This window comes from Streptomyces sp. 796.1, assembly GCF_047525675.1.
GTDB lineage: Bacteria > Actinomycetota > Actinomycetes > Streptomycetales > Streptomycetaceae > Streptomyces.
The window spans coordinates 1-21861 of sequence record NZ_JBLIWA010000004.1 but is presented as its reverse complement, the minus strand read 5'-3'; the positions used below and the strand labels follow the sequence as shown (position 1 = coordinate 21861).

Sequence of the window (21861 nt, the reverse complement as noted above, 5' to 3'; positions counted from 1 at the left end):
CGCGATGTTCCGGGGGGCTTCCCCCGAGGGGGCGACCATGGTTCCGGCTGGGCCGCCCGTCTACGGGCTGAGCAACGAGGCACGCAATCTGCATTGGCTGCTGACCAACTTGGTGGACGAGGTGCCCGGGGTCATCTCGGTGGCCGTTGTCTCGTCCGACGGCCTGTTGCTGCTCTCCTCCGACCCCGGGGAGACGGCGGCTGCCGGCCGTCCGCTCCAGCCGGTGCACGGGCAGGACGGGCCGAAGGGGTCGAGCGCCGATCTCGCCACCATCGTCTCGGGGCTGGGCAGCCTGACGCTGGGGGCCGCGCATCTGATGGATGGCGGGAGCGTCAAGCAGACGATGGTGGCGATGGAGCAGGGCAGCCTGTTCGTGATGTCGATCAGCGATGGGTCGCTGTTGGGTGTGCACGCCGCGCCGAAGTGCGACATGACCGTGGTCGCGTACCACATGGCGCTCTTCGTCGGACGGGCCGGACACGTGCTCACCCCCGAGCTGCGCAGCGAGTTGCGGAAGTCGGTGGAGTCGGCCCCGTGAGCGGAGCGCTACAACCGCCGGGGCGGCAGCAGCCCGTCCGGGTGCTTCCGTACAGCCTGACCGGGGGCCGTACGCAGTGTTGTGGGTACGTGCCGCGCATCGAGACGTGCGTGGCTGCGCTGGAACCGAGAGGGAGGGGCGAGAGGAGTTGCCGGGTGCCGCCGCCGGCTGGGTGGCGCCGGAGGCCAGGGCCATTGTTGTGGGGTTTTCCCGGTGGATGCGATCGGTGGCCGAGGTGGCGGCCCTGCTCGGGTTTCCGCTCTGCGGGGTGCGGGTGTTGCTGAGCGATCTTGTTGAGCAGGGGCGGATACGGGTCTTCGGGGTGGCGCGCGGGGTTGGGCATCTGGATCGTGCGTTGTGGGAGCGGGTGTTGAGCGGGCTCCGCAGACTGTGAGGCGGCTGTCGGTGAGAGGCGGGGGTACGGGGTGGCTTGAGGCCCTTGAGGTTTGGTGGTGGTTGGTCGGCTGGGGTGGGTCACCGAGTCAGGGGCGGTGGTCCTTGGGGCTTTTTGTGCGGCGGGGCGGGGTGGTGGGTTCGGGGCCGGGGAGTGGGAGCGGTGCGGGGTTGGCGGAGGGTGTGGTGGGGGGGAGCGGGGGTGCCGTATGCGGCATAGGGGTCGTAACCCTCAAGCTGTTGCAGTGCGGCGAGTTGGGCGGGGGTGAGGGAGGCCAGGAGGGCCTCTACCGCGTCGAGTTGGGTGCGTACCCGGTCGCGTTCGCGCTTGCGGCGGTCGGCGAGTGACTGCTGACGGTCGAGGGCGCGGCGGGCGCGTGAGGCGTAGTAGTCCGTGGTGATCTCGGCCTGGGTGAGGCGGGCCGTGAGGGCTGCGGTGCGGCCGGCGGTTCTGCGGACCTCGTGTTCCTCGTCGAGTACGCGCCTCGGGTGTTTGCTCAGCAGCATGCGGACGTAAGGGGAGAAGCCGAGGCTGCCGCGGTACTGCTGGCGGGCCAGTTGACCGGCGCTGTTGCGGGCCGCGGCGAGTTCGGTGCGCGCCGTGGCGAGCCGTGCCGTCAGCTTGTGTGTGGTGCGGCGTTGCCGGCCGAGCTGCTTCTCGATGGTGCGGTAGCGGGCGCTGGCCGTGTTGGCGGCTCGGTAGTGCGTCTGGAGTTCGGCCAGCAGGCCGCTGATGCCGGGCGAACCCAGCAGGCCAGGGCGTTGCGGGCCGCCGGCGGGGGTGGGGGGCCGGTGGGCGTCGGAAGGTCGGGGCCCCTGCTGGGGCCCGGCGGCCGGAGCCGGCCCGTGGTGCGGTGCGGGGGGCGGCGGCGCGCCGGATGCGGTCGGAGCCGGTTGGGCGAGCGCCGCGCTCGCGGCCAGTGCGAGGGCGCAGGCCCCCCGTACGCGGAGTGGTGTCACGGGTCCACCTCCCTGGGCCGGATGGGGAGCGGCCCGGTGGGGCCGGTCAGGGGATCGTGACATGACTGGTCATACAATCCGGACATTTTGGTGGGGGTGGGGCGGGGTGGCGTTCGGTTGCTACGGGTTGTCACCCGGTTGGCGGGGCTGGGGGTGTGGTGTGTTGTTGTGAACGATATGCTCGGGTTCATTCAGGTTGGTCGTGGTGAGTGCGGTGCTCGGTGTGCTCGGTGTGTGGCGAGATGAGTGTGAGGGGCGGGGGCTGTGGCGGTCTCGGGTGTGTCTTGAGTGGGTGGGTTGCGGTTGCTTCGGTGGGTTGTGGGTGTGTGGGGTGTGTTGCGTTCGGGAGGGTGGCTCGGGCGGGTGTGGGGAGCGGCCGGCGACGGGGCGCGCGCCGCGTTCCCGATGGGGGCTGTCCCCGCGGGTGCGGGGAGTGGAGCTGGGCGGGGCCGAGGGCGAGGCGCCAGCCGGGGCCGTCCTGCGGGTGTGGGGCCAGGCGGGGGCGGCCGGGCGGAACGGCTGACCAGCTCGTACGGCGGGATTTGGCTGTCGGTGTCGCAGGGCAGACTGTTGCGCATGACCGAAGCCGGGCTCGATGCCGCCGCCCGCTCGCTGCGGGCCTGGCTCAATCGACAGCAGTTCAGCGATCTGGCTACCCCCGAGGTGACCGCCTTCTTCACCGACTCGGTGGCCGACTGGGCGACCGGCCAGGGATATGAGGTCCAGCGGGAGGTGGAGCTGCCCGCCGCCACGCGGCAGGGCCGGACCGGGCGGCTCGACCTGCAACTGCGGCACCGTTCGGGCCGGGGTCGGCTGATCAGCGTCGAGGTGGATCGGGGCACGAAGGCGTGGTCCCTCGAAAAGCTCGTCCAGGCCGCTGAGCTCGGCCACCTGGCGCTGTGGCTTCGGTGGAGCCGCGCGCCCGTCGCCCTGCCCATCCCGCCCACGGTCCGGCTCATCCGGGCTCAGGTGATCAGGCGCACCACGCTCACGGGGGCGAAGGCCCATTCGCTCCGGCCGGACAACTGTGGGTAGCGAGCTGGTTCGCACCCGGCGACACCCGTGGGCGCAGGAGCGGGCCGGCCGCGGCCTCCCGCGAGGCGTGCGGCGGGGGCGGGGTCAGACCAGGGCAGGGACCGGGCTCTGGCAGGGACCGGGCTCTGCGGGAAGGATTGTTGCCCCGGGGGCGCGGGCGTCGCGCTTTGCGCGGTGCCGTGGGTGGAGAGGGAAACGTGGAGGGGCTGACGTGGCGGCGACGCTGAGTCTTTGGAAGCACGGGTTGGGCGCCTTGCCGGAGTCGTTGTGGCGGCGGACCGAACTGCACGTGTTGGTCCTCGCGGACAATGCCCTGACCTGGGTCTCGCCGCAGATCGGGCAACTGCGACAGTTGCACACCCTGGACCTGGGGCACAACGAACTCGCCGCGATACCGGACGAGTTGACGACGCTGCCGCTCACCAACTACCTGTACCTGCACGACAACCGGCTCGTCGAGCTGCCGCGCTCGCTCGGCCGGCTCACCGCGCTCCGGTACCTCAACGTCGGGGACAACCAGCTCACCGGCCTTCCCGACACCATCGGCGCCATGGCCGGGCTGATCGAGTTGCGGGCCGAGCGGAATCGACTGGTCGGGCTTCCCGCGTCGATCGGTCGGCTCTGCGGTCTCCGCGAGCTGTGGTTGCGCGGCAACGCGCTCGCGGCGCTGCCGGATACCCTCAGCGAGTTGGTCGAACTGCGCCACCTCGACCTACGGGAGAACGCCCTGTCGGACGTCCCGCGGGCGCTGGCGGGCCTCCCCCGGCTCCGCCAACTCGACCTGCGGGGCAACAGGCTCCGCACGCTGCCGGACTGGCTGGCCGAACTCCCCGCGCTGGAGCGGCTTGACCTGCGCTGGAACGACCTGGAGCCGGCCCCGCGCCTGGTCGATCTCCTCACCGAGCGGGGCTGCGTGGTCTGGACGTAGGGGGCGCCGGTGGTGGGTCGGTGGACGCCCGGGGCCGCCGCGCCATGGGGGTCGGCGCGTGAGCCCGTACGACCGTACGAGCGATGGCCGCCGCCTCAACCCGTACGGCCGCGCGGGCCCGGGCGCCGTGCGGCCCGGGCCGCTCCCGCGTGGGCGATCACGCGAGTGCGGCCCGGGAACGTGTCGCAGGGGCGGTCGGGGTCAGCCGCGTCCGTAGTACGTGTCGAAGTTCTTGGAGAACTCGCGCTTGTTGAAGTTGTCCCAGTTGATGGACCAGGTCATGAGGCCGCGCAGGGCGGGCCACGTGCCGTGGGTCTGGTAGTTGCCGCAGTCCGTCTTCTTGGTGAGGCAGTTGAGGGCCTTGTTCACCTCGCTGGGGGAGGTGTGGCCGTTGCCCGCGTGGGTGCTCGCCGGCAGGCCGATCGCGACCTGGGACGGCTTGAGGGCGGGGAAGACGTTGGCCTTGTTGCCGGCCACCGGGAAGCCGGCGAGCAGCATGTCCGTCATGGCGATGTGGAAGTCCGCGCCGCCCATGAAGTGGTACTGGTTGTCGAGACCCATGATCGGACCCGAGTTGTAGTCCTGGACGTGCAGCAGCGTCAGGTCGTCCCGCAGCGCGTGGATGACCGGCAGGTACGCGCCGGCGCGCGGGTCCTGGCCGCCCCACGGGCCGGAGCCGTAGAACTGGTAACCGAGTTGGACGAAGAACGTCTCCGGCGCCATCGTGAGCGTGAAGCCCGCCCCGTACTTGGCCTTCAGCGACTTCACCGCGGAGATCAGGTTGACGACGGTGGGGGTCTTCGGGTTCTTGAAGTCCGTGTCGCCGTTGTTGAGCGAGAGCGAGTGGCCCTCGAAGTCGATGTCGAGGCCGTCGAGCCCGTACCGGTCGATGATGGCGCTCACGGACGAGACGAACTTGTCGCGCGCGGCCGTCGTCTCCAGCCTGACCTGGCCGTTCTGGCCACCGATGGAGATCTGGACCTTCTTGCCCGCGGCCTGCTTGGCCTTGATGGCGGCCTTGAACTCGTCGTCGGTCTCCACGTTCGGGCACTCGCTCTTGGGACACAGGCTGAACCTGATGTCCCCCGAGGTGGTGGACGTGGGCTCGCCGAAGGCCAGGTTGATGATGTCCCAACTGGCGGGCACGTCGGCCATGCGGGTGTAGCCGGAACCGTTGGCGAAGCTGGCGTGGAGATAGCCGACGAGTGCGTGCTCGGGGAGGGCGGCCCGGGACGTGGCAGCGGGCGCCGACGTCGTCGCCGGGGCGGCCGTGGCCGGCGATGGCAGGGCGAGCGCGGTAGCGGCGACCGCGCTCGCGGATGCGAGCAGCACACCGAGTGATCTCGCACGGCGGTGCGCCTGGGGGCGGTGGTGCAAGCGCATGGGGGCTCCTTGGGGGCTTCGACGGCGGTACGGGTGGGGGCGCACGGGTCGAGGCGGGAGAGGCGCTTCCGTTGGGGTGGGGGACGGCCAGGGAGGCGCGGAAGCGGCTCTCTCCGCGCAAGCAGCAAACAAGGACTAGACCACAAGTGTCAATGGTCCGGACCAAAACTAAAGGGGAGGTGCGGGGTGGTGTGGCGCCGCTTCGGGGGGTGCGCGGCGCGGGGGTGAGCGGCGTGGTCGGCCGGGGTCGTGACGGTTCGCAAAGTGGTGGGGGAGGAGGCGCGGGGATCTGCGCGGGTGGCGGCGTGGCGGTGGCGCGGGAGCGGCCCGGGAGCTGGTGCGGGGCGGGGGCTTCCGGGGTGGCGTCGACCTAACTTCCGTATGTGGTAAGGCAGATGAGGGCTGGCGGCGAGTGTGCAAGCGTGTGGCTGTGGCTGTGGCTGTGGCTGTGGCTGTGGCTGTGGCTGTGGCTGTGCGGGGCGGGTGTGTGGGTGGGGCGTACGGGCGGAGTGGAGGTTTACGGAACCCGAGGCGGCCCCATCGCTACGAGCCGAGCCGAGCCGAGCCGAGCCGAGCCGAGCCGAGCCGAGCCGAGCCGAGCCGAGCCGAGCCGAGCCGAGCCGAGCCGAGCCGAGCCGAGCCGAGCCGAGCCGAGCCGAGCCGAGCGGGAGGGGCGCTGGGGCCGTGGGCCGGGCTGGTGTGGGGGAGCGGTCGGGCCGGGGCGAGGGGTAGCCGGGGGTGGGCCTTCTACTCCGTACGGTGCCCCGCGCCGCGGTGTGTTCGCGTCAGTGGCCCGGCTTCGACCAGGGCCACTTCAGGCCGCCGCGGGGTTTGCCCTCCGGCGCGTACTCGTACTGCCAGCCGCGTGGGATGCCGAGTCGGCGGGAGAGGCCGAGGGGGGTGCGGAGGTAGACGTAGACCGTCGGTGGGGTGCCGTCGTCGTTGGGCACCGGCACCTCGTACGTCTTGGGCGGCTGTCCGGTGGCGCCGGTCAGGACCGGCAGCACGCGGCCGTCGAGCGGCCCGCCGACGAAGGGCGTCTCTACGCTTCTCACCCCTCCAGTGTCACATTGCGGCGTGCGTCCTGCCCCGGTCGGGCGGGTGGCGGGCAGGGCCGGACGGCGGACCCGGACGGCCGGCCAGAGCCGACCGGCAGGGCGCGGGGAAGAAGCCGCGTCGGGCGGGTCGCTCGGGCCGGGCGTCTGCCGGGTGGGCGGATGCCGTTCGGGAGCGGCCCACCCGGGGTGCGGGGCGGACGGGCCGTCGGCGAGCGGAGGTCAGAGAGTCAGAGGAGTCAGAGGAGGTGGGCGGCGTCGTTGACGAGGGGGAGGATGCGGCGGGTGACGTCGGCCACCGCGCCGTCCGGGGTTTCGAGCGAGAGCGTCTGGCGCGCCACCCGTTCGGCCTCCGCGTCGCGGGCGGCGGTCGCGGTCAGCAGGGCGACGAAGTGGTCGACGAGCCAGTCGCGCAACTCGGCGACCGGCGGCTGTTTGCCCTCGTCGACCCAGATCAGCGAGGCGGCCTCGACCGCCGTGATCCACACCCGCACCATCATGCGCAGCCGGGGGCCGGGGTCGGGCGTGCCGAGGTGGATGAGGATCTGCTCGGCCGCGGCCCGGCGCACGCCGTCGACGATGGCGTTGGTCCGCGAGGTCTCGGCGACGCTGCCGCCCCGGAGCAGTGCGGAGAACCCCGCGTCGTGCTCGTCCACGAAGGCGAGGTAGCGGTCCAGTGCGTGGCTCAACCGCTCGGTGGGCGGGCCCGTCTGGGGTTCGGCGAAACAGTCCCTGAGCTGGTCCGCCGCGCTGCCCACGGCCGCCTCGTACAACTGCTGCTTGCCGCCGGGGAAGTACCGGTAGACCAGCGGGCGGGAGGCACGGGCCGCGGCGGCGACGTCGTCCAACGAGACGTCCTCCGGCGCGCGGTGCGCGAACAGGCCGAGCGCTGCGGTGAGCAACTCGGCACGGCGCTCCTCGACGCTCAGCCTGCGATAGGTGGCACGGGTCGCGGGGCGGGGCGGGGCGGCTGCCGCGGGCGCGTTCCCACCACTGGTCATGAAGGGCTGCCTCTCATGCAAGCAGCCTAACCGGCGAGGGGAGCGACTGGTTGAAATCCCCCTACTTGCCCGGACGAGCCCGATGCGACCCGGTGCGCACGGTTGCGGCAGCCGCTGGTCCGACGCAACGCGACAGCCTGCGGGTATGCCGCTTGTGCACGCTGTGCATGTCGCTTGTATGCAAGCCGTGGGGAGTTGCATGCAAGCTGTGCGGGGTTGCATGCACGTCGTACGGAGCTGTAAGCGAGCCGGGCGGAGTTGCGCGCGGCTCGTACGAAGCGCATGCGGGTCGTACACCCGCCGACGCCGCCCCGCACCCGCCCCGCCGCCCGCCGTGCGGGGTGGGCCAGCAGTTACGCCAGCAGCCCGCTCGCCTTCCACAGGCGGCGGCCGACGCCGCGCAGTACGCCGATGTCGTCGAGGAAGTCGGTCAGGCGCTTGGCGCCGGTCTGCATCACCTCGCGGCGGTGGGCGCTCGCCCTGACCTGGGCGATCGCCTCGTTCCGGTCGAGGCCGACGTCCGAGTAGACCTTCGGGTTGATGAAGGCGATGGAGAAGATGCGGGCGAACTCGCCGGAGACCACCCGGGTGTACTCCGCCTCCCAGCGCGGCGCCCGTACCATCTGGCGGCGCAGCTCCTCGCGCGCGTACCGCACGTGGCGGGCCTCCTCGACCACGTGGATGCGGGTCACGCCGCGTATCAGCGGCTGGACGCGCTCGTCGGGGAAGGTCAGCCGCTGCATCCAGTCCAGGATCTCCTCGCCCAGCAGGGTGGCCGTGAACGAGCCCGGCGTGGTGGAGATGGTCTTGAAGAGGCGGCCGAGGTTGTGGTGGAGGCGGGTGACGGGGTACGGGGGGACGTCCGACTTCTGGATCAGGCGGGCGAACATCATCGAGTGCCGGCACTCGTCGGCGATCTCGGTCAGCGCGTAACGGACGTGGGCGCTGGTGGCCGGCCGGTCGTAGATGTGCCGGATCAGCAACTGCATCAGGATGACCTCGAACCAGATGCCCAGCGAGGCGAGCGCGGCGGACTCGTGGCGGGAGAGCAGCAAGCGCTGTTCCTGCGACATCCGCTTCCACAGCGGCGTGTCGTACAGCGAGACCAACTCCGGCGGCCAGAACCACTTGTCGTCCTCGAACGGCGCGTCCCAGTCGAGTTCGCGGTCCGGGTCGAAGGAGTGCCTGGCCGAGGAGACCAGCAGCCGCTCGGCCACCTGCTCCCGGTCCTTGAGCTGCCCGAGCGCGTCCCTGAGCAGCTCGATGTCGGTCGTCGTCGCAGTCATGGCTGAGCACACCTCGCTGATGGTTGACCCGCGGTCACGTTCTTATGAGACTGCGCGTCAGCAAGGCAGTCAATCCTTCTGGCACAAGTTGTTGACCCGGCGGTAACCACCGTGTGGGCTGTCCCCGTACGCGCGCGCCCGCGCCGTGGCCGGCTCCGTCGTCCGCGTCGTCCGCGTCGCCCGTACGCGCGCCGTCCGGTCCGTCGCCTGGCGTGGCCGCGGTACGGCCGTGGTGTGGCCGCCGGGCGATCGGCCCCGGCCGGTGGCTCCGCGGCGCGCGTTCCCGATCCACCTCAGACCCGATGCACCCCAGAACGGAGCTCCTCCATGGCCAGCGAGTCGAACGAGACGGGCGGGTCGCCCGCGACAGGTGCGCCGACCGTGCGTGCCGAGTGGAGCGAGCGGATCACCCCGCCGTACACCGGCGACGAACGCACCTCGCTCCGCGCCTACCTCGACTTCCACCGGGCGACGCTCGCCATGAAGTGCGAGGGACTGACCGACGACGAGCTGCGCGAGCGCTCCATGCCGCCGTCCACCCTGTCCCTGCTCGGCCTGGTGCGGCACATGGCCGAGGTGGAGCGCGTCTGGTTCCGCCGGGTGATCAACGGTGAGGACCTGACGTGCGTGTGGTCCGAGGCGGACGACTTCCAGCAGGCGTACGACGTGCGCACGGCCTCGGCGGCGGAGGCGTTCGCGGCGTGGCGCGACGAGGTGGAGCACGCGCGGCGCATCGAACGCGCCGCGCCCTCCCTTGATGTGACGGGGCATCAGCCAAGGTGGGGCGCGGACGTGTCGCTGCGCCTGGTGATGCTCCACCTCATCCACGAGTACGCGCGGCACAACGGGCACGCCGACTTCCTCCGCGAGGGCGTCGACGGCACGGTGGGTGCCTAACCGCCCGCTGCCGGGCGGCCGTTTGTGAGCGGGGCCCGGCCCGGGACCTCGTACGGCGCGAAGGTCCCCGTACGTCCCGGGTCGTGCGCCCGTCAGGCCGTCTTGACCAGGCCGTCGTCGACGCGTACGTCGGATCCGGCGATGCTGGCCGCATGGCCGGAGAGCAGGAAGGCGACCAGCGAACCGATGTGGGCCGGTTCCGCGATGTGGCCGGTGGTCAGCCGGAACCGCTTGGGCAGATGGGCCACCACCTCCTCCTGCGGCACGCCGAACGCCGCCGCCAAGATCGCCGCCGGCCCGTCGGGGTCGGTCCAGCGCTCGATGTGGACGGGCCCGGGCGAGACGGTCAGCGCGCGGACCCCCTGCGGCCCGAACTCCTCGTCCAGCGCCTTGGTCAGCGCGTTGAGCGCGGCCTTGGCCGCCCCGTAGTCGACGGTGGTGGCGGCCGGGACGCGGGCCGCGGTCGACGAGATGTTGACGAGGGCGCCCCGGCGGCCGATCAGGTGCGGCAGCGCGGCCCGGGCGACCCGGATGGTGCTGTAGAGGTTGAGGTCGAGGGTGCGTTGCCAGTCGGCGTCGTCCAGACCGAGGAAGCCGCCCGCGTTGTACGTCTCCTTGCCACCCACGTTGTTGACGACGAAGTCGAGCCCGCCGAGCGTGTCCACGGCGTGTGCGACGAGGGTCGCGGGGCCGTCGCTGGTGGCGACGTCGCAGACGACCGGTACGGCGCCGGAGTCCTTGAGCGCCGGCGTGATCGTACGGGCGCAGCCGACCACCCGTACGCCTTCGGCCAGGAGTGCCTTGGTGATGGCGAGCCCGGTGCCGCGGCTGGCGCCGGTGACGATGGCGGTCCTGTCTGTGAGCTGAAGATCCATGGGCTGTGGAGCACTCCCTACGAAGCGGCCCAGGCGGTACTTTGCCGGGCAATTGGCATGGAATCACGCAGAAGTTACCCGAATGTGCGGGGCGGCACGCTCGGATTGCCGCCGAGTACGCAGCGGGCAGGAACCGCGGGCTCCGGCGCGTGCCCTCCACGCCCCGGCCCGCGTCCGAACACCAGGTGATCGCACCCCGCGCGCGGGGCGACCGGCCGCCCGAAACCGGCGTGCGCGCCGGGCCGGTGCGCCACTACCTTCGCTTCGCATGCGACAGCGGCCCGAAGCACTCGACGAACACGCGCTCCGGCAGGCACTCCACGGCTGGGGGTTGGCCGACGCCCGACTGACCTACGCACCCGTCGGGTTCGGCGACTACCACTGGATCGCCGAGACGACCGACCCCGCCGGGCCCACCGGGCCCGCCGAACCCAACAGGCCCGCTCCCCGTGCCTTCATCACCGTCGTCGACCTGTACGCCAAAACAGGGGAACAGCCGGCGGAGGAGGTCTCCCACCCAACCCACGCTGCCTCCTCCCACCCAACCCACGCTGCCTCCTCCCACCCAACCCACGCTGCCTCCTGCCACCCAACCCACGCTGCCTCCTGCCACCCAACCCACCCTGCGTTCACCACCCTGCGCAGCGCCCTGAGCACCGCCGCCGCTCTGCGGGCCGGGCCCTGTGGTGAAGCCGTCGTGGCGCCGTTGCCGAGCGCGGCCGGTGAGCTGGTGCGGCGCGTCGACGCGCGGTACGCGGTCAGCGTCTTCCCGTACGAGAGCGGCGTGGCGGGGGAGTTCGGGCGGTGGCGTTCCGCGGCCGAGCGGCACCGGGTGCTCGACCTGCTGGCGACCCTGCACCGCAGCCCCGTACCGGCCGGCGCCGTCCGCCTGTCGCCGCACCTGTCCGCGCGGGGCGCGCTGGAGCGGGCGTTGGCCGATGCGCGGCGCCCGTGGCACGGCGGGCCGTACGCGGAGCCGGCCCGCGCGCTGGTCCTGCGCGGCGGGGACGCGCTGCGGGGCCGGCTCGCCGAGTTCGACGGGCTGCTCGCCGAGGTGGCCGGGCGTGGTGCCGCACCGGTGGTCACGCACGGCGAGCCGCACGCGGGCAACGTGCTCTTCGCCGAGGACCGCACCCGGCTCGTGGACTGGGACACGGTCGGCCTCGCCGTCCCCGAGCGTGACCTGTGGCTGGTGGCCGAGGGCCCGGCCGACCTGGACCGGTACGCACGGGCCAGCGGCCGGGAGCCGGACCCGGCGGCGCTCGCGCTGTACGCGCTGCGCTGGGAACTTGAGGACGTCGCCGCCTACCTCGACTGGTTCCGCGCACCCCACGAGCGCACCGCTGACACCGAGGTGGCCTGGGCCGGGCTCAGCGGCACCGTACAGGCACTGCTCGCGCGCTGACCTCCCGCGACCGCTGCCGCCCGGTGGCCTCCAGACGGTGCCGCACCGCGGGGCACCGACCTCCGCCGCGCGCTGACCCTTCCGCCGCGCGGTGGCCCCCGCCGCGCGCTGACTCCCCGCCCCGACAGGGCCGCACGCCCGCCGCGGCCCCCTAGCCACCCCCGTGTCCGCTGCTCCGGGGCGGCCCGGCCGGCGGTGGGTTGCGCCGCCCCGCCGTGGTCCGGGATCGCGGGCCCCCTATTCGCCCCCGCCCGCTGCGGGTCTCGCGGTTGCCGGTGGAGCGGGCTCGGGAAGGGCTGCCACTGGGCCACGGGCCGATCGGCAGCGCTCGTTAGGCGGCGTGCCCCGCGGAAGCGGCGCGTCGGGCAGCGCAGTAGGGCGGAAGGGGAGCCATGGGGGTCAGGAAGACGGGTTGGTACGACCGGGGGGAGGCGGGGCTGCCCCCGTCGATGGCGTACCGGGCGCCCAGGGGCCCGTACGCCGACGGGTGGTTCGCGCTCGCCGGCACCGCCGAGTTGGCGCGCGGCCAGGTGCTGACCCGCCGGCTGATGGGGGAGGACGTCGTCCTCTACCGGCTGGCCGACGGCCGGGTGCGGGCCACCGAGCCGCACTGCCCGCACATGGGCGCCCACCTCGGCTACGGCGGCACGGTCTGCGGCGAAGACCTCGTCTGCCCCTTCCACCACTTCAGATTCGGCCCGGACGGGACCTGCGTCCAGACCGGTTACGGCACCGCGCCGCCCAAGGCCCGGCTGGCCACGCTGGAGTGCGCCGAGGTGGAGGGGCTGGTCTTCGTGTGGAAGCACGCCCTGGGCAAGCCGCCGCTGTGGGAACTCGACACCCGCCCGGGCGCGGGCTTCTCCACGCCGCACCAGACGGTGCGGGCGCTGGTGGAGTACCCGCAGGACGTCATCGAGAACATCGTGGACTACGGGCACTTCCTCCCCATCCACGGCATTCAGGCGGAGGTCGTCGAAGAACCCTGGTTCGACGGCCTGCGGATGGGCACCACCTACCGCTTCCACCCGGCCAACGGCAGCAAGGACGCGGCGCGGGTGTCATCCGTCGCGCCCCGGGTGAAGGTGGTCGTGCAGGGCATCGGCGTGGGGTACACGGAGATCGACGTGCCCCGCGTCGGGCTCCAGATGCGGAGCAGGTTCGCCGTCACGCCGGTGGACGCGGCCCACGTGGACCTGCGGCTCGCCACCAGCGCCCGCCTCCCGGGGCTCGGCGCCCGGGCCGCGGCCGGACTGCCGGCCGCCCTCACTGCCAGGGCCCTGAGCTGGCTGTTCTGGTACGACACCCGCAAGGACTTCCCCATCTGGGAACACCGCAGGTACGCCCAACAGCCGCGGCTGGCCAAGGGCGACGGACCGGTCGTACGGTTCCGCCGCTGGGCGCAGCAGTTCTACAGCGGTCAGCTTCCGGGACAGCAGCCGGCGACGGCGGGGCCGGGTGGCCCGGCGCCGGCCGGCACCGGGCGGGAGGGCGCGGCACCCGCTGCCGCGGCCGATGGTGAACCCGCGCCGCCCGACCGGCCGGCCGCTCCCTAGCCCGCGGCCCACCGGGCAGCACGCGCCGCATACCACCCGCGCCGGCCGGGGCCCCGGCGCGCCCCCACCCGCCTCCGCCGCGCCCGTCGCGGCCGGGCCCCGCCCCGCCGTAGGCCCGCAACCAGCCAGCCATCCCTGAACGGCACGACGCAGCGCGGCACGACGCAGCGCGACACGACAGACGCAGCACGACCAGCCGCCGGGCCCGGTCCGGCACGTAGCGAAGGGTGCAACCCATGAGCGCAGGGAACCGGGGCGAGCCGGCCGCGCCGCACACGGCCGAGGCGGCCAACCCCACCCGAGCAACCGAGCCGACTCAGGCCACCAACCCCACCCAGCAAGCCAGCCCCGCCCCGCCGGCCGACCCCGCCCACGGTCCTCCCGTACGGGCCCAACCCGACGGCTGGTTCGTGGTGGCCACCAGCGGTGAGGTGCGGCCGGGCAAGGTGGTCACCCGGCGGCTGAAGGGGCAGGACCTGGTCGTCTACCGCACCACCGACGGGCAGTTGCGCGTGGTGCGCCCGTTCTGCCCGCATCTGGGAGCGCATCTCGGCCACGGCGGGACCGTGCGCGGCGACCGGCTCGTCTGCCCCTTCCACCACTTCCAGTTCGGCCCGGACGGGGCCTGCGTCCAGACCGGTTACGGCACCCCGCCGCCCAAGGCCCGGCTGACCGGGGTGGACTTCCGCGAACTGGATGACCTGGTCTTCGTCTGGCACCACGCGCAGGGGAAGCCGCCGCAGTGGGAGGTGGGGCCGCTGTTTGGGCCGGATTACCCCAAGCCGCACTGCACGCCGCGGACGCTCACCGCCCACCCGCAGGACGTGCTGGAGAACTTCGTCGACGTCGGCCACTTCGGACCGCTGCACGGACTCTCGCTCACCGTCCTGGAGGACGCGGTCTACGACGGGCACCGGCTCTCGATCGGATACGGGCTCCGGCCGGCCGGGGCGAGGGCGGGCAAGCGGTACTCCACCCTGCCCACGGTGCGCTTCACCATGGAGGGGCTCGGCGTCATCGACGTCACTGCCGACGACATGAAGTTCGGCTTCGACCTGCGCGCCCGCATCTGCGTGACACCGCTCGACGACGTCCGCAGCGACCTGCGGGTGGCGGTGGCGATGCGGCCCACCGGGCCCGGCCGGCGGCGCGTCGCGCGGGCGGTGGCCGGGCTCGCGCCCACGTTGTTCGCCCGGGCCGCAGCCGCCGACACCAAGCGGGACGCGGCGATCTGGGCGCACAGCCGGTTCACGGAACACCCGCGGCTCGCCAAGGGGGACGGCCCGATCATGCCGTTCCGGCGCTGGGCCCGACAGTTCTACAGCACCTCGCAGCCGCCTGGAACCGCCGACTAAACCCATAGTGACGCGCGCCACAACAGCGTCCAGCCAACCGGCCCTTCACGGTGCCCGTCTTCGATGGCGGCCATCGAGAGAGGGACGACTTCATGAGACGACTGACCGCACCCGGGCGGCGCGCTGCGGTCGCCCTTGCCTCGGCAGCGGCGCTGACCGGCATCCTCGTCGGCGGGTACGTCTGGGACACCGAGGTGAAGGACGACAAGCCGAGCAGCGGCCCGGAGACCAGTTCCCAGGGCCGTCCGGCGCCGCCGCGCCAGCCCGTACCGGAGTCGATCGCCCACGCGCCGGAGGGCGGTGGCAAGGCCGTCACCATCACCATCGACGACGGGCCCGACCCGACCTGGACGCCGCGCGTGCTCGACGTGCTCGAAGCCAACGACGTACGCGCCGTCTTCTGCATGGTCGGGCCGGCCGCCCAGGCCCACCCGGAGCTGGTGCGGAAGGTGGTCGCCGCCGGGCACCGGCTGTGCGACCACACCATGGACCACGACGTCACCATGGACACCAAGCCCGTCGCGTACCAGCGGCAGCAGATCCTGGACGCGCAGCGGCTGATCGAGGCGGCGGCCGGCGGTGCCAAGGTGGAGTACTACCGGGCGCCCGGCGGGGCCTTCACGCCCGACAGCCGGAAGATCGCCGCCGCCCAGGGCATGCGCCCGCTGGGCTGGAACGTGGACACCAAGGACTTCGAGCTGCCGGGCACCGACCAGATCGTGCGCACCATCAAGGAGCAGCTACGGCGCGGACCGACCATCCTGTTCCACGACGGTGGCGGCGAGCGCGCGCAGACGGTGGAGGCGCTGCGGCAGGTGCTGCCCTGGCTGCACGACCAGGGCTACCGCACCGCGTTCCCGGTGATCCGCTAGGCGGCGCACAATGGCCGCATGACGATCAGGTTGACGCGCCGCGACGAACTGCCGGTGCTCCAGGACATCGAGCGGGCCGCCGGGGAGTGCTTCCGGGAGGTCGGCATGGACCAGATCGCCGACGACGAGCCGCCCGCGCTCGACGAGCTCGCCGACTACCAGCGCGCCGACCGCTGCTGGGTGAGCGTCGACGCGCAGGACCGGCCGGTGGCGTACGCGCTGGTCGAACCGGTGGACGGGCGGCTGCACATCGAGCAGCTCTCGGTCCACCCGGACGCGGCACGACGCGGCCTCGGGCGCGCGCTCATCGACCACCTGGCCGCGCGGGCCACGGCCGACGGGCTGCCCGGGCTGACCCTCACCACCTTCGCCGAGGTGCCGTGGAACGCCCCGTACTACGCCGCGCGGTGCGGGTTCCGGGTGCTGCCGGAAGCGGAGTTGACCCCGGGGCTGCGCGAGATCAGGCGCCACGAGGGCGAGATCGGTCTGGACCGCTGGCCGCGGGTGTGCATGCTGCGCGGTGCGTGAGGCTGAAGCGACGGGTGGGGTTGCGGGGGAGCCGCGGGCTACCGGCCGGTCGCCGAGCGGGCCAGCCAGCGGCCCCGGTCCCGGCCGACCTCGATCGGGCGGCCGAAGCAGGCGGTCAGCCCGGCGTCGGTGAGGACGTCGGCCACCGGGCCCTGCGCCTGTACCCGACCCGCGCGCAGCAGCAGCGCATGGCTGGTGCTCGGCGGCAGTTCCTCCAGGTGGTGGGTGACCGTCACGCTCGCCAGCGCGGGGCGGGTGCGCGCCAACTGGTGCAGGGTGTCGATGAGGTCTTCCCTGGACGGCAGGTCGAGCGCGTTGAACGGCTCGTCGAGCAGCAACAGTTGTGGGCGGTCCGCGTCGCGGCCGGCGTCCGGGTCGGCCAGCAGCGCACGGGCGATGAGCAGCCGCGCCCGCTGACCGCCCGAGCACACCGCGTACGGCCGCTCCACCAACTCCTCGCACTGCAACTCGGCCAGCAACCGGTGCGCGCGCTCGCGCGTGGCCGCGTCGTAGCTGCGCCACAGCGGCTGGACGGTGCCGGAAGCGCCGGTCAGTACGACAGTGTGGCCGGTGGCGTCCTGCGGCACCTTCTGCGTCGCCGACACCAGGCCGATGCGGGCCCGCAGCGCCCGGACGTCGACCCGGCCGAGCCGGTGGCCGAGGACCTCGACGGAGCCGCTGGTGGGGTGGTTGACCGCGCCGATCAGGCGCAGCACGGTCGTCTTGCCCGCGCCGTTCGCGCCGAGCAGCGCCCAGTGCTCGCCGGCCCGCACCCGCCAGTGCACGTCGTCCACGATGACCTGCCCGGTGGTCAGCTTGCGCACCCCCGCCCCGTCCAGCGCGGCGACCACAGCGGCCGGTACGGGCCCGGCCCCGGCGGCAGCGCTGCCCTCCGCGCTGCGGTCTTCCGCGCCGCTGGCGTCCGCCGTGGCGCTGCCGCCGTCCGGCGCGTACGCGCGCTGCGTTCCGCTCATCCTCGCCGTCCTCCCGCGTGACCGTGCGCCGGAGGGTAGCCGGCAGGACGGGCCGGGCGGGCGGGCGTCCGCTGGGTGGACGGCGGGGGTACGGCGCGGGGCGAGGACGGGCGCGGGGACGCACCACCGGTCGCGTTGGCGCCGCCGGTGTGACGTTCGTCCGCCGTGCGGGGCCGCCCCGGAGCGCGGCTCCTGCGGGCCGGTCCGCGGCGGCCGGCTCCGTTTCCACGGACGGGTGGTTCGTGCTGACGGACGGTGATCAAAGCTGGTCGTGGAATGGGTCGATAACGGCACCGGGCGGGCCGGAACGGGCGCGGCGCGGACGCGTACGGTCGATGAATGTCCGATCCGTGGAACTGATCGTATGGTCGATCGTTGCTATCCTCGGGGGGCTAAGCGTGGCTGTGGTGCGGAATGTTCCACGGCGGTGAAGCCCTCACGGGGAGCGTGTTGGCCAGTGGACAAAGACGGTATGACAGTCGGCGTAACGGGCCGGGGGCCCGACCCGCGTGCGGAACGGAGTCGGGCCGCGGCGCTCGCAGCGGCTCAGGAACTGCTCATCGAAGAGGGGTGGGCGGCGGTCACCCATGTCGCCGTGGCCGCCCGCAGCGGCGTCGGCCGCACCACGCTCTACCGGCACTGGCCGGACTCGGCGATGCTCATCCGGCAGTTGCTCGCCCAGCTCTTCCAGATCGACCACTCCTTGCGCACCGGCGATCTGCGCGAGGATCTCATTTGCGAATTGCGCGCCTTCCAACTGCTCCTGGAGAACCCGACCGGCGACCGGGCGCTGCGCGTGATCATCGACCAGGCGTCGATCGACGCGGAGTACGCCGAGGTGCTCGAACAGTGCCGGCACAAGGGCGCCGAGGTGCTGACGGCGATCATCGAGAACGGCCGTGAGCAGGGCGACCTGCCGGCGCGGCTGGAGACCGAAGAGGCCATCGGACTGCTCCTCGGTCCGATGTTCTTCCGCCGGCTGGTGGCCAACAGCGGCTTCGACCGGGAGTACGTGACCGAACTGGTCGACGGCTTCCTGCGGGCGTACGCGGTCGACGTGCCGCCGGAGTCACAGCGCGAACTGCTCCCCGAGCGCCGCGCGCAGCCGGTGGCCGGGGCGGCGTACTGACGCCTCGGCGGGGCGCGGTGGTACGGAGCGGGGGCGCGCGGTGCGCGGGCGGCGTGGCCCGGCTTTTGGGGCGCCCGATCGGTGCTTCCGAAATTCCGCTCGCCGCGCAGGCGCACCGTACCGCGCTCGCCCTGTGCAGTCCCCCGATTGCGCTCAGCGTTCAATTCCCGCCGGAATGGGCTTTGACCAGGCCCAAAAACCCCACGTAACGGCCGCGAGGTAGGCGCCTCATAGGGGTCTGGTGCAAACTGCTCCACATAGTTAAGTCCAGGCGTGGAGCGTGATGCATGGCGAAGACGGACGACGCGTCGGTTGGTGTGTCGCACCGGGGCCCCGATCCGCGGGCGGAGCGCAGCCGTGCCGCGGCGCTCACCGCCGCGCAGCAACTGCTGATCGAGGACGGATGGGCGGCGGTCACCCATGTCGCCGTGGCCGCCCGGAGCGGCGTGGGGCGTACCACGCTGTACCGCCATTGGCCCGAGTCGGCCATGTTGATCCGCGACGTACTCGCCCGTTCCTTCGAAGTTGAACATTCCGCGCCGACCGGGGACTTAAGGGCGGACTTGATCTCGGAATTGCGGGCGTTCCGCGGGATGTTGCTTGATTCTGTGGCCGAGCGTGCGCTGCGCGTGATGATCGAGCGGGCCGCGGCGGACCGGGCGAGCGCCATCATCCTCGAAGATTGCCACCGCAAAGGTACGGAACTTCTACGGGAAATTGTCGAGGCGGCGAAGGTTCGGGGCGAGCTGCCGGCTGACCTGACCGCTGATGCCGCGATCGACAAGCTGGCCGGCCCGATGCTCTTCAAGAGGCTGTTTTTCAACGGAACGTTCGATGACGGCTATGTAACCGATCTCGCGGACCGCTTCCTCGACACCTATGCCCTGCCGCAGGTCCAGGCCACGGACTGAGCCTCCCGGCCCGGGTCTGGGCGCGACGCACAAGCAAAGCCCGCTATGCTCGACGGCCAGATGTTTCAGTGAGACTCCAGCGGCGCTCTATTCGTGCCGCAGACCCTGGTGAAGTCTGCTCTATGAAACATCTTGTACCGCGCACGGGGGAGAGCGAACGGAGGCGCTCATCGGGGGGTCTGGCGAGCCCAGTGTCACAGGACTGATGAGTGCGCTCGTGTTGCTGCCCTTGGCCGGAGGCGACGTGGCCTGAAGTCATGGCGGGAGTGATTTCGTGAACCAGCTCATGGATAGCGGTGTCTGCGAGGCAATTCCCATATTGTCCGTAACGAACCGTGAGAAAATGCACCAACCCCGTTCTGCCCGTTTATTCGGAAGGGAAGGGGAAATCGCCGAACTCTGCGGAATGCTGCACGATCCCGGAATCCGGCTGCTGACCATCACAGGACCCGCAGGCGTGGGCAAGAGTGCACTGGCGAACGCCGTGCTCGCCGGGTCCGTGCCGTACGCCACCGATGGCGTCATCAAGACCGACCTCGCCTCGACGGGCAGTCGCACCATCGCTTGGCGGCAGGTGGCGGCGGCGCTCGGCATCGGCAGCGACGTGGCGGCGCTGTCCCTGCCGGAGCTCGTCGGTTCCGAGATCGGCGACCGCGAGTTGCTGATCGTGCTCGACAACTGCGATCTGGTGGCGCCCCTGCTCTCCACCGACATCGCCGCTTTGTTGCGCGAATGCCCCTCTCTACGCGTATTGCTGACGAGTCGTATCTCGCTTGAGGTGTACGCGGAGCACCTGTTCCCGGTGGCGCCCTTTCCGGTGGGCTCCGGGGGGCAGACGCCGTACAGCTCGGTCGCGGTGCAGTTGTTCATCGACCGGGTGCGGGCGCACTACCGCAGCGACGTGTTGCACGGGGGTGAGCTCCAGAACATCGCCGAGATCTGCGAGCTCCTCGACGGGGTGCCACTGGCGATCGAGGTCACCGCTCGCGCCGTCGGCACGCTCAGCCCCCGGGCGCTGCTCGAACAACTGCGGCGCGGCGCCCACCCGTACAACAGCAGGCTGCTGGACGTGCCCACCCGGCACCAGTCGGTGCCGGGCGCGCTGTCCTGGGGCGACCAGGCGCTCTCCGCCGAGGAACGGGCGCTGCTCCAGCGGCTCGCGGTGTGCGAGACCTCCATCGACCTGCCCACCGCACAACGGCTGGGCAACCTGTCGTTGATGCAGGCGGCGCGCCGGCTCGATTCGCTGGTGCACAAGAGCCTGTTGGTGAGCGCCAAGCGGGAGGGCGGCGAGCCGGAGTTCCGGATGCTCACCGCGACCCGCAACTACTACCGCAAGCGGCTCGCGCAGGACCCCGAGGAGCAGGCCGAGGCGCGGAACCGGCACGCCGACCACTACGCGAAGTTCGCCGTGGCCGCCGAGCGGGGACTGCGCATCGCGGAGGAGCGGGCGCACTGGCTGGCGCTGGCCCGGGCCCGGCTGGCCGACATCCGCACCGCCATCCGCCGGCTCCAGGCCAGGGGCGAGCACGCCACCGCGGTCCGTACCCTGCTCGCCCTCGAAGAGGCGTGGACCGTGCACAACGTGCTCCGCGAGTCGGCCGGGATACTCTCCCGGTCCGTCACCGCCCTGGAGGCGGCCGACGTACGGGACGCGCGGGACGCGGGGCTGCTGGCCGACGCGTTGGAGGCGGCGGGCCGGTGGGCGCTGGCGGGCGAGGAGGTGCAGGCCGCCCGGGCGCTGCTGACCCGGGCCGCCGAGCTCTACCGCAGCACCGGCGACCCCGGCGGGCGGGCCCGGGTGGCCACGCTCCAGGGGGAGCTGCTGCGCCGCGCCGGGGACATCGATGCCGCCGAGCGGCAGGCCGAATTCGCCGTCGCCGAGCTCGAAGCGCTCGGCGACACCAGGAACGGGGCCACCGCGCGGCGGCTGCTGTCCCTGGTACGGGCCGAGGCCGGCAAGCCGGACGCGGAGGGCCCGCTGCTCCAGGCACTCAAGGAGCTGCGGTCGCTGGAGGAGCCGTACGGATGCGCCGTGGTGTTGGTCCACCTGGCGCGGGTACGGCTGGCCACCGGCCGGTCGCTTGAGGCGTACACCACGGTCCGCGAGGCCATGGAACTCCTCACCCGGCACACCGGCGGCCCGGCCGATGTGGTCCTCGCGTTGGAGACCGCGGCTCGTTCGGCGCCGAGCGGAGGCGGCACGGAGCGAGCTCACGTCCTGCGCCTGCTGTCGATCGCCGAGGCGCTGCGCGAGCAGTACGAGGTGCCGCCGAGTGCGGACGGGGTCGCGTTGCGGGCCCTGGCCGACCAGGTGCGGGAGGCCGCGGGCGAGGCGACGGAGGCCGAACCCGGGCGGGCGGCGAGCGCGGTGGAGACGCCGACGCTGTACTCGGCGCTGAACACCGCGCTGTCGGCGCCGGTGCCCAAGCCGGTGGCGGGCCCGGGCGTCGACGCCCGGCTGGCCGGGCTCACCCCGCGCCAGCACCAGATAGCGGAGCTGGTGGCCGAGGGCATGACCAACCGGCAGATCGCCCGCTCCCTTGAACTGTCGGAGTGGACGGTCGTCAACCACCTGCGGCAGGTGATGAACAAGCTGGAGTGCCCGTCCCGGGTGCACGTCACCCGCATCGTGCAGCAGACGGCGGCCGGCTGATGGAGGGCGGCCACCCGGCCGGTCCCGGCGCACCCGACGGTGCCGGGCCCGGCGGGGGCGCCTTAGCCCCGGCCCCGCAGGTCCCGCCGGTCCTGTTCACTGCCCCGCCCGCCGCGTCGCCCGACGC

18 protein-coding genes and 2 pseudogenes are annotated in these 21861 nt (G+C 72.4%); 13 read left to right on the top strand and 7 right to left on the bottom strand.

Features of this window, described 5'->3' with window-relative positions; genetic code table 11:
- The first annotated feature begins 37 nt into the window (after positions 1–37).
- Positions 38–538, top strand: a complete 501-nt coding sequence (locus ACMA1D_RS04460; protein WP_414722537.1) for a roadblock/LC7 domain-containing protein — start codon at positions 38–40, stop codon at positions 536–538.
- Positions 535–932: pseudogene (locus tag ACMA1D_RS04455) on the top strand (DUF742 domain-containing protein). The gene ACMA1D_RS04460 and the pseudogene ACMA1D_RS04455 overlap by 4 nt, the downstream one beginning before the upstream one ends.
- A gap of 80 nt (positions 933–1012) precedes the next feature.
- On the opposite strand, the gene ACMA1D_RS04450 reads toward ACMA1D_RS04455, so the two are convergent.
- Complete coding sequence (locus tag ACMA1D_RS04450) at positions 1013–1891, bottom strand: coiled-coil domain-containing protein (protein ID WP_414722536.1); 879 nt, start codon at positions 1889–1891, stop codon at positions 1013–1015.
- A gap of 576 nt (positions 1892–2467) precedes the next feature.
- Between ACMA1D_RS04450 and ACMA1D_RS04445 the strand changes: the two genes are divergently transcribed.
- A complete protein-coding gene (locus tag ACMA1D_RS04445) occupies positions 2468–2926 on the top strand; it encodes a hypothetical protein (RefSeq protein WP_414722535.1) in 459 nt (152 codons plus the stop codon).
- Between the two features lie 211 nt (positions 2927–3137).
- Positions 3138–3854, top strand: a complete 717-nt coding sequence (locus ACMA1D_RS04440) for a leucine-rich repeat domain-containing protein (protein ID WP_414722534.1) — start codon at positions 3138–3140, stop codon at positions 3852–3854.
- Between the two features lie 201 nt (positions 3855–4055).
- On the opposite strand, the pseudogene ACMA1D_RS04435 reads toward ACMA1D_RS04440, so the two are convergent.
- The 4 genes and pseudogenes from ACMA1D_RS04435 to ACMA1D_RS04420 all read right to left on the bottom strand — a co-directional run.
- Positions 4056–5123, bottom strand: a pseudogene (locus tag ACMA1D_RS04435) (chitinase); the annotation flags it as partial.
- Positions 5124–6022: 899 nt separating this feature from the next.
- Entirely contained in the window at positions 6023–6292 is a 270-nt protein-coding gene (locus ACMA1D_RS04430) for a hypothetical protein (protein ID WP_414722533.1), read from the bottom strand.
- Between the two features lie 239 nt (positions 6293–6531).
- A complete protein-coding gene (locus ACMA1D_RS04425) occupies positions 6532–7293 on the bottom strand; it encodes a TetR/AcrR family transcriptional regulator (protein ID WP_414722532.1) in 762 nt (253 codons plus the stop codon).
- A 353-nt stretch (positions 7294–7646) separates the two neighbouring features.
- Positions 7647–8579: an AurF N-oxygenase family protein gene (locus tag ACMA1D_RS04420; RefSeq protein ID WP_414722531.1), complete on the bottom strand. Its 933-nt coding sequence runs from the start codon at positions 8577–8579 to the stop codon at positions 7647–7649.
- A gap of 327 nt (positions 8580–8906) precedes the next feature.
- Between ACMA1D_RS04420 and ACMA1D_RS04415 the strand changes: the two genes are divergently transcribed.
- A complete protein-coding gene (locus ACMA1D_RS04415) occupies positions 8907–9476 on the top strand; it encodes a DinB family protein (RefSeq protein ID WP_414722530.1) in 570 nt (189 codons plus the stop codon).
- Positions 9477–9568: 92 nt separating this feature from the next.
- Here ACMA1D_RS04415 and ACMA1D_RS04410 read toward each other — a convergent pair whose 3' ends face one another.
- Positions 9569–10351 carry an SDR family NAD(P)-dependent oxidoreductase gene (locus ACMA1D_RS04410; RefSeq protein ID WP_414722529.1) on the bottom strand — a complete coding sequence of 261 codons (783 nt, stop codon included), beginning with the start codon at positions 10349–10351 and terminating at the stop codon, positions 9569–9571.
- A gap of 268 nt (positions 10352–10619) precedes the next feature.
- Between ACMA1D_RS04410 and ACMA1D_RS04405 the strand changes: the two genes are divergently transcribed.
- The 5 genes from ACMA1D_RS04405 to ACMA1D_RS04385 all read left to right on the top strand — a co-directional run bounded on the left by ACMA1D_RS04405 (position 10620) and on the right by ACMA1D_RS04385 (position 16064).
- A complete protein-coding gene (locus ACMA1D_RS04405) occupies positions 10620–11756 on the top strand; it encodes a phosphotransferase (RefSeq protein ID WP_414722528.1) in 1137 nt (378 codons plus the stop codon).
- A gap of 392 nt (positions 11757–12148) precedes the next feature.
- Positions 12149–13309 (top strand): Rieske 2Fe-2S domain-containing protein, encoded by a 1161-nt coding sequence (locus tag ACMA1D_RS04400; protein ID WP_414722527.1) that lies wholly within the window; start codon positions 12149–12151, stop codon positions 13307–13309.
- Between the two features lie 236 nt (positions 13310–13545).
- The gene (locus ACMA1D_RS04395) at positions 13546–14664 is read left to right on the top strand and encodes a Rieske 2Fe-2S domain-containing protein (protein ID WP_414722526.1); all 1119 of its coding nucleotides are present in this window, start codon (positions 13546–13548) and stop codon (positions 14662–14664) included.
- A gap of 92 nt (positions 14665–14756) precedes the next feature.
- Positions 14757–15536, top strand: coding sequence for a polysaccharide deacetylase family protein (locus ACMA1D_RS04390; protein WP_414722525.1), 780 nt, complete (start codon positions 14757–14759; stop codon positions 15534–15536).
- A gap of 18 nt (positions 15537–15554) precedes the next feature.
- Entirely contained in the window at positions 15555–16064 is a 510-nt protein-coding gene (locus ACMA1D_RS04385; RefSeq protein WP_414722524.1) for a GNAT family N-acetyltransferase, read from the top strand.
- A 38-nt stretch (positions 16065–16102) separates the two neighbouring features.
- Here the strand turns inward: ACMA1D_RS04385 and ACMA1D_RS04380 are convergent, their stop codons facing one another.
- Positions 16103–16915 (bottom strand): ABC transporter ATP-binding protein, encoded by an 813-nt coding sequence (locus ACMA1D_RS04380; protein ID WP_414722655.1) that lies wholly within the window; start codon positions 16913–16915, stop codon positions 16103–16105.
- 595 nt (positions 16916–17510) lie between these two features.
- Between ACMA1D_RS04380 and ACMA1D_RS04375 the strand changes: the two genes are divergently transcribed.
- The 3 genes from ACMA1D_RS04375 to ACMA1D_RS04365 all read left to right on the top strand — a co-directional run bounded on the left by ACMA1D_RS04375 (position 17511) and on the right by ACMA1D_RS04365 (position 21734).
- Positions 17511–18167, top strand: coding sequence for a TetR-like C-terminal domain-containing protein (locus tag ACMA1D_RS04375; protein ID WP_414722523.1), 657 nt, complete (start codon positions 17511–17513; stop codon positions 18165–18167).
- Positions 18168–18454: 287 nt separating this feature from the next.
- Positions 18455–19078: a TetR-like C-terminal domain-containing protein gene (locus ACMA1D_RS04370; RefSeq protein ID WP_349993458.1), complete on the top strand. Its 624-nt coding sequence runs from the start codon at positions 18455–18457 to the stop codon at positions 19076–19078.
- 406 nt (positions 19079–19484) lie between these two features.
- Positions 19485–21734, top strand: a complete 2250-nt coding sequence (locus tag ACMA1D_RS04365) for a LuxR C-terminal-related transcriptional regulator (protein ID WP_414722522.1) — start codon at positions 19485–19487, stop codon at positions 21732–21734.
- Positions 21735–21861 lie beyond the last annotated feature (127 nt).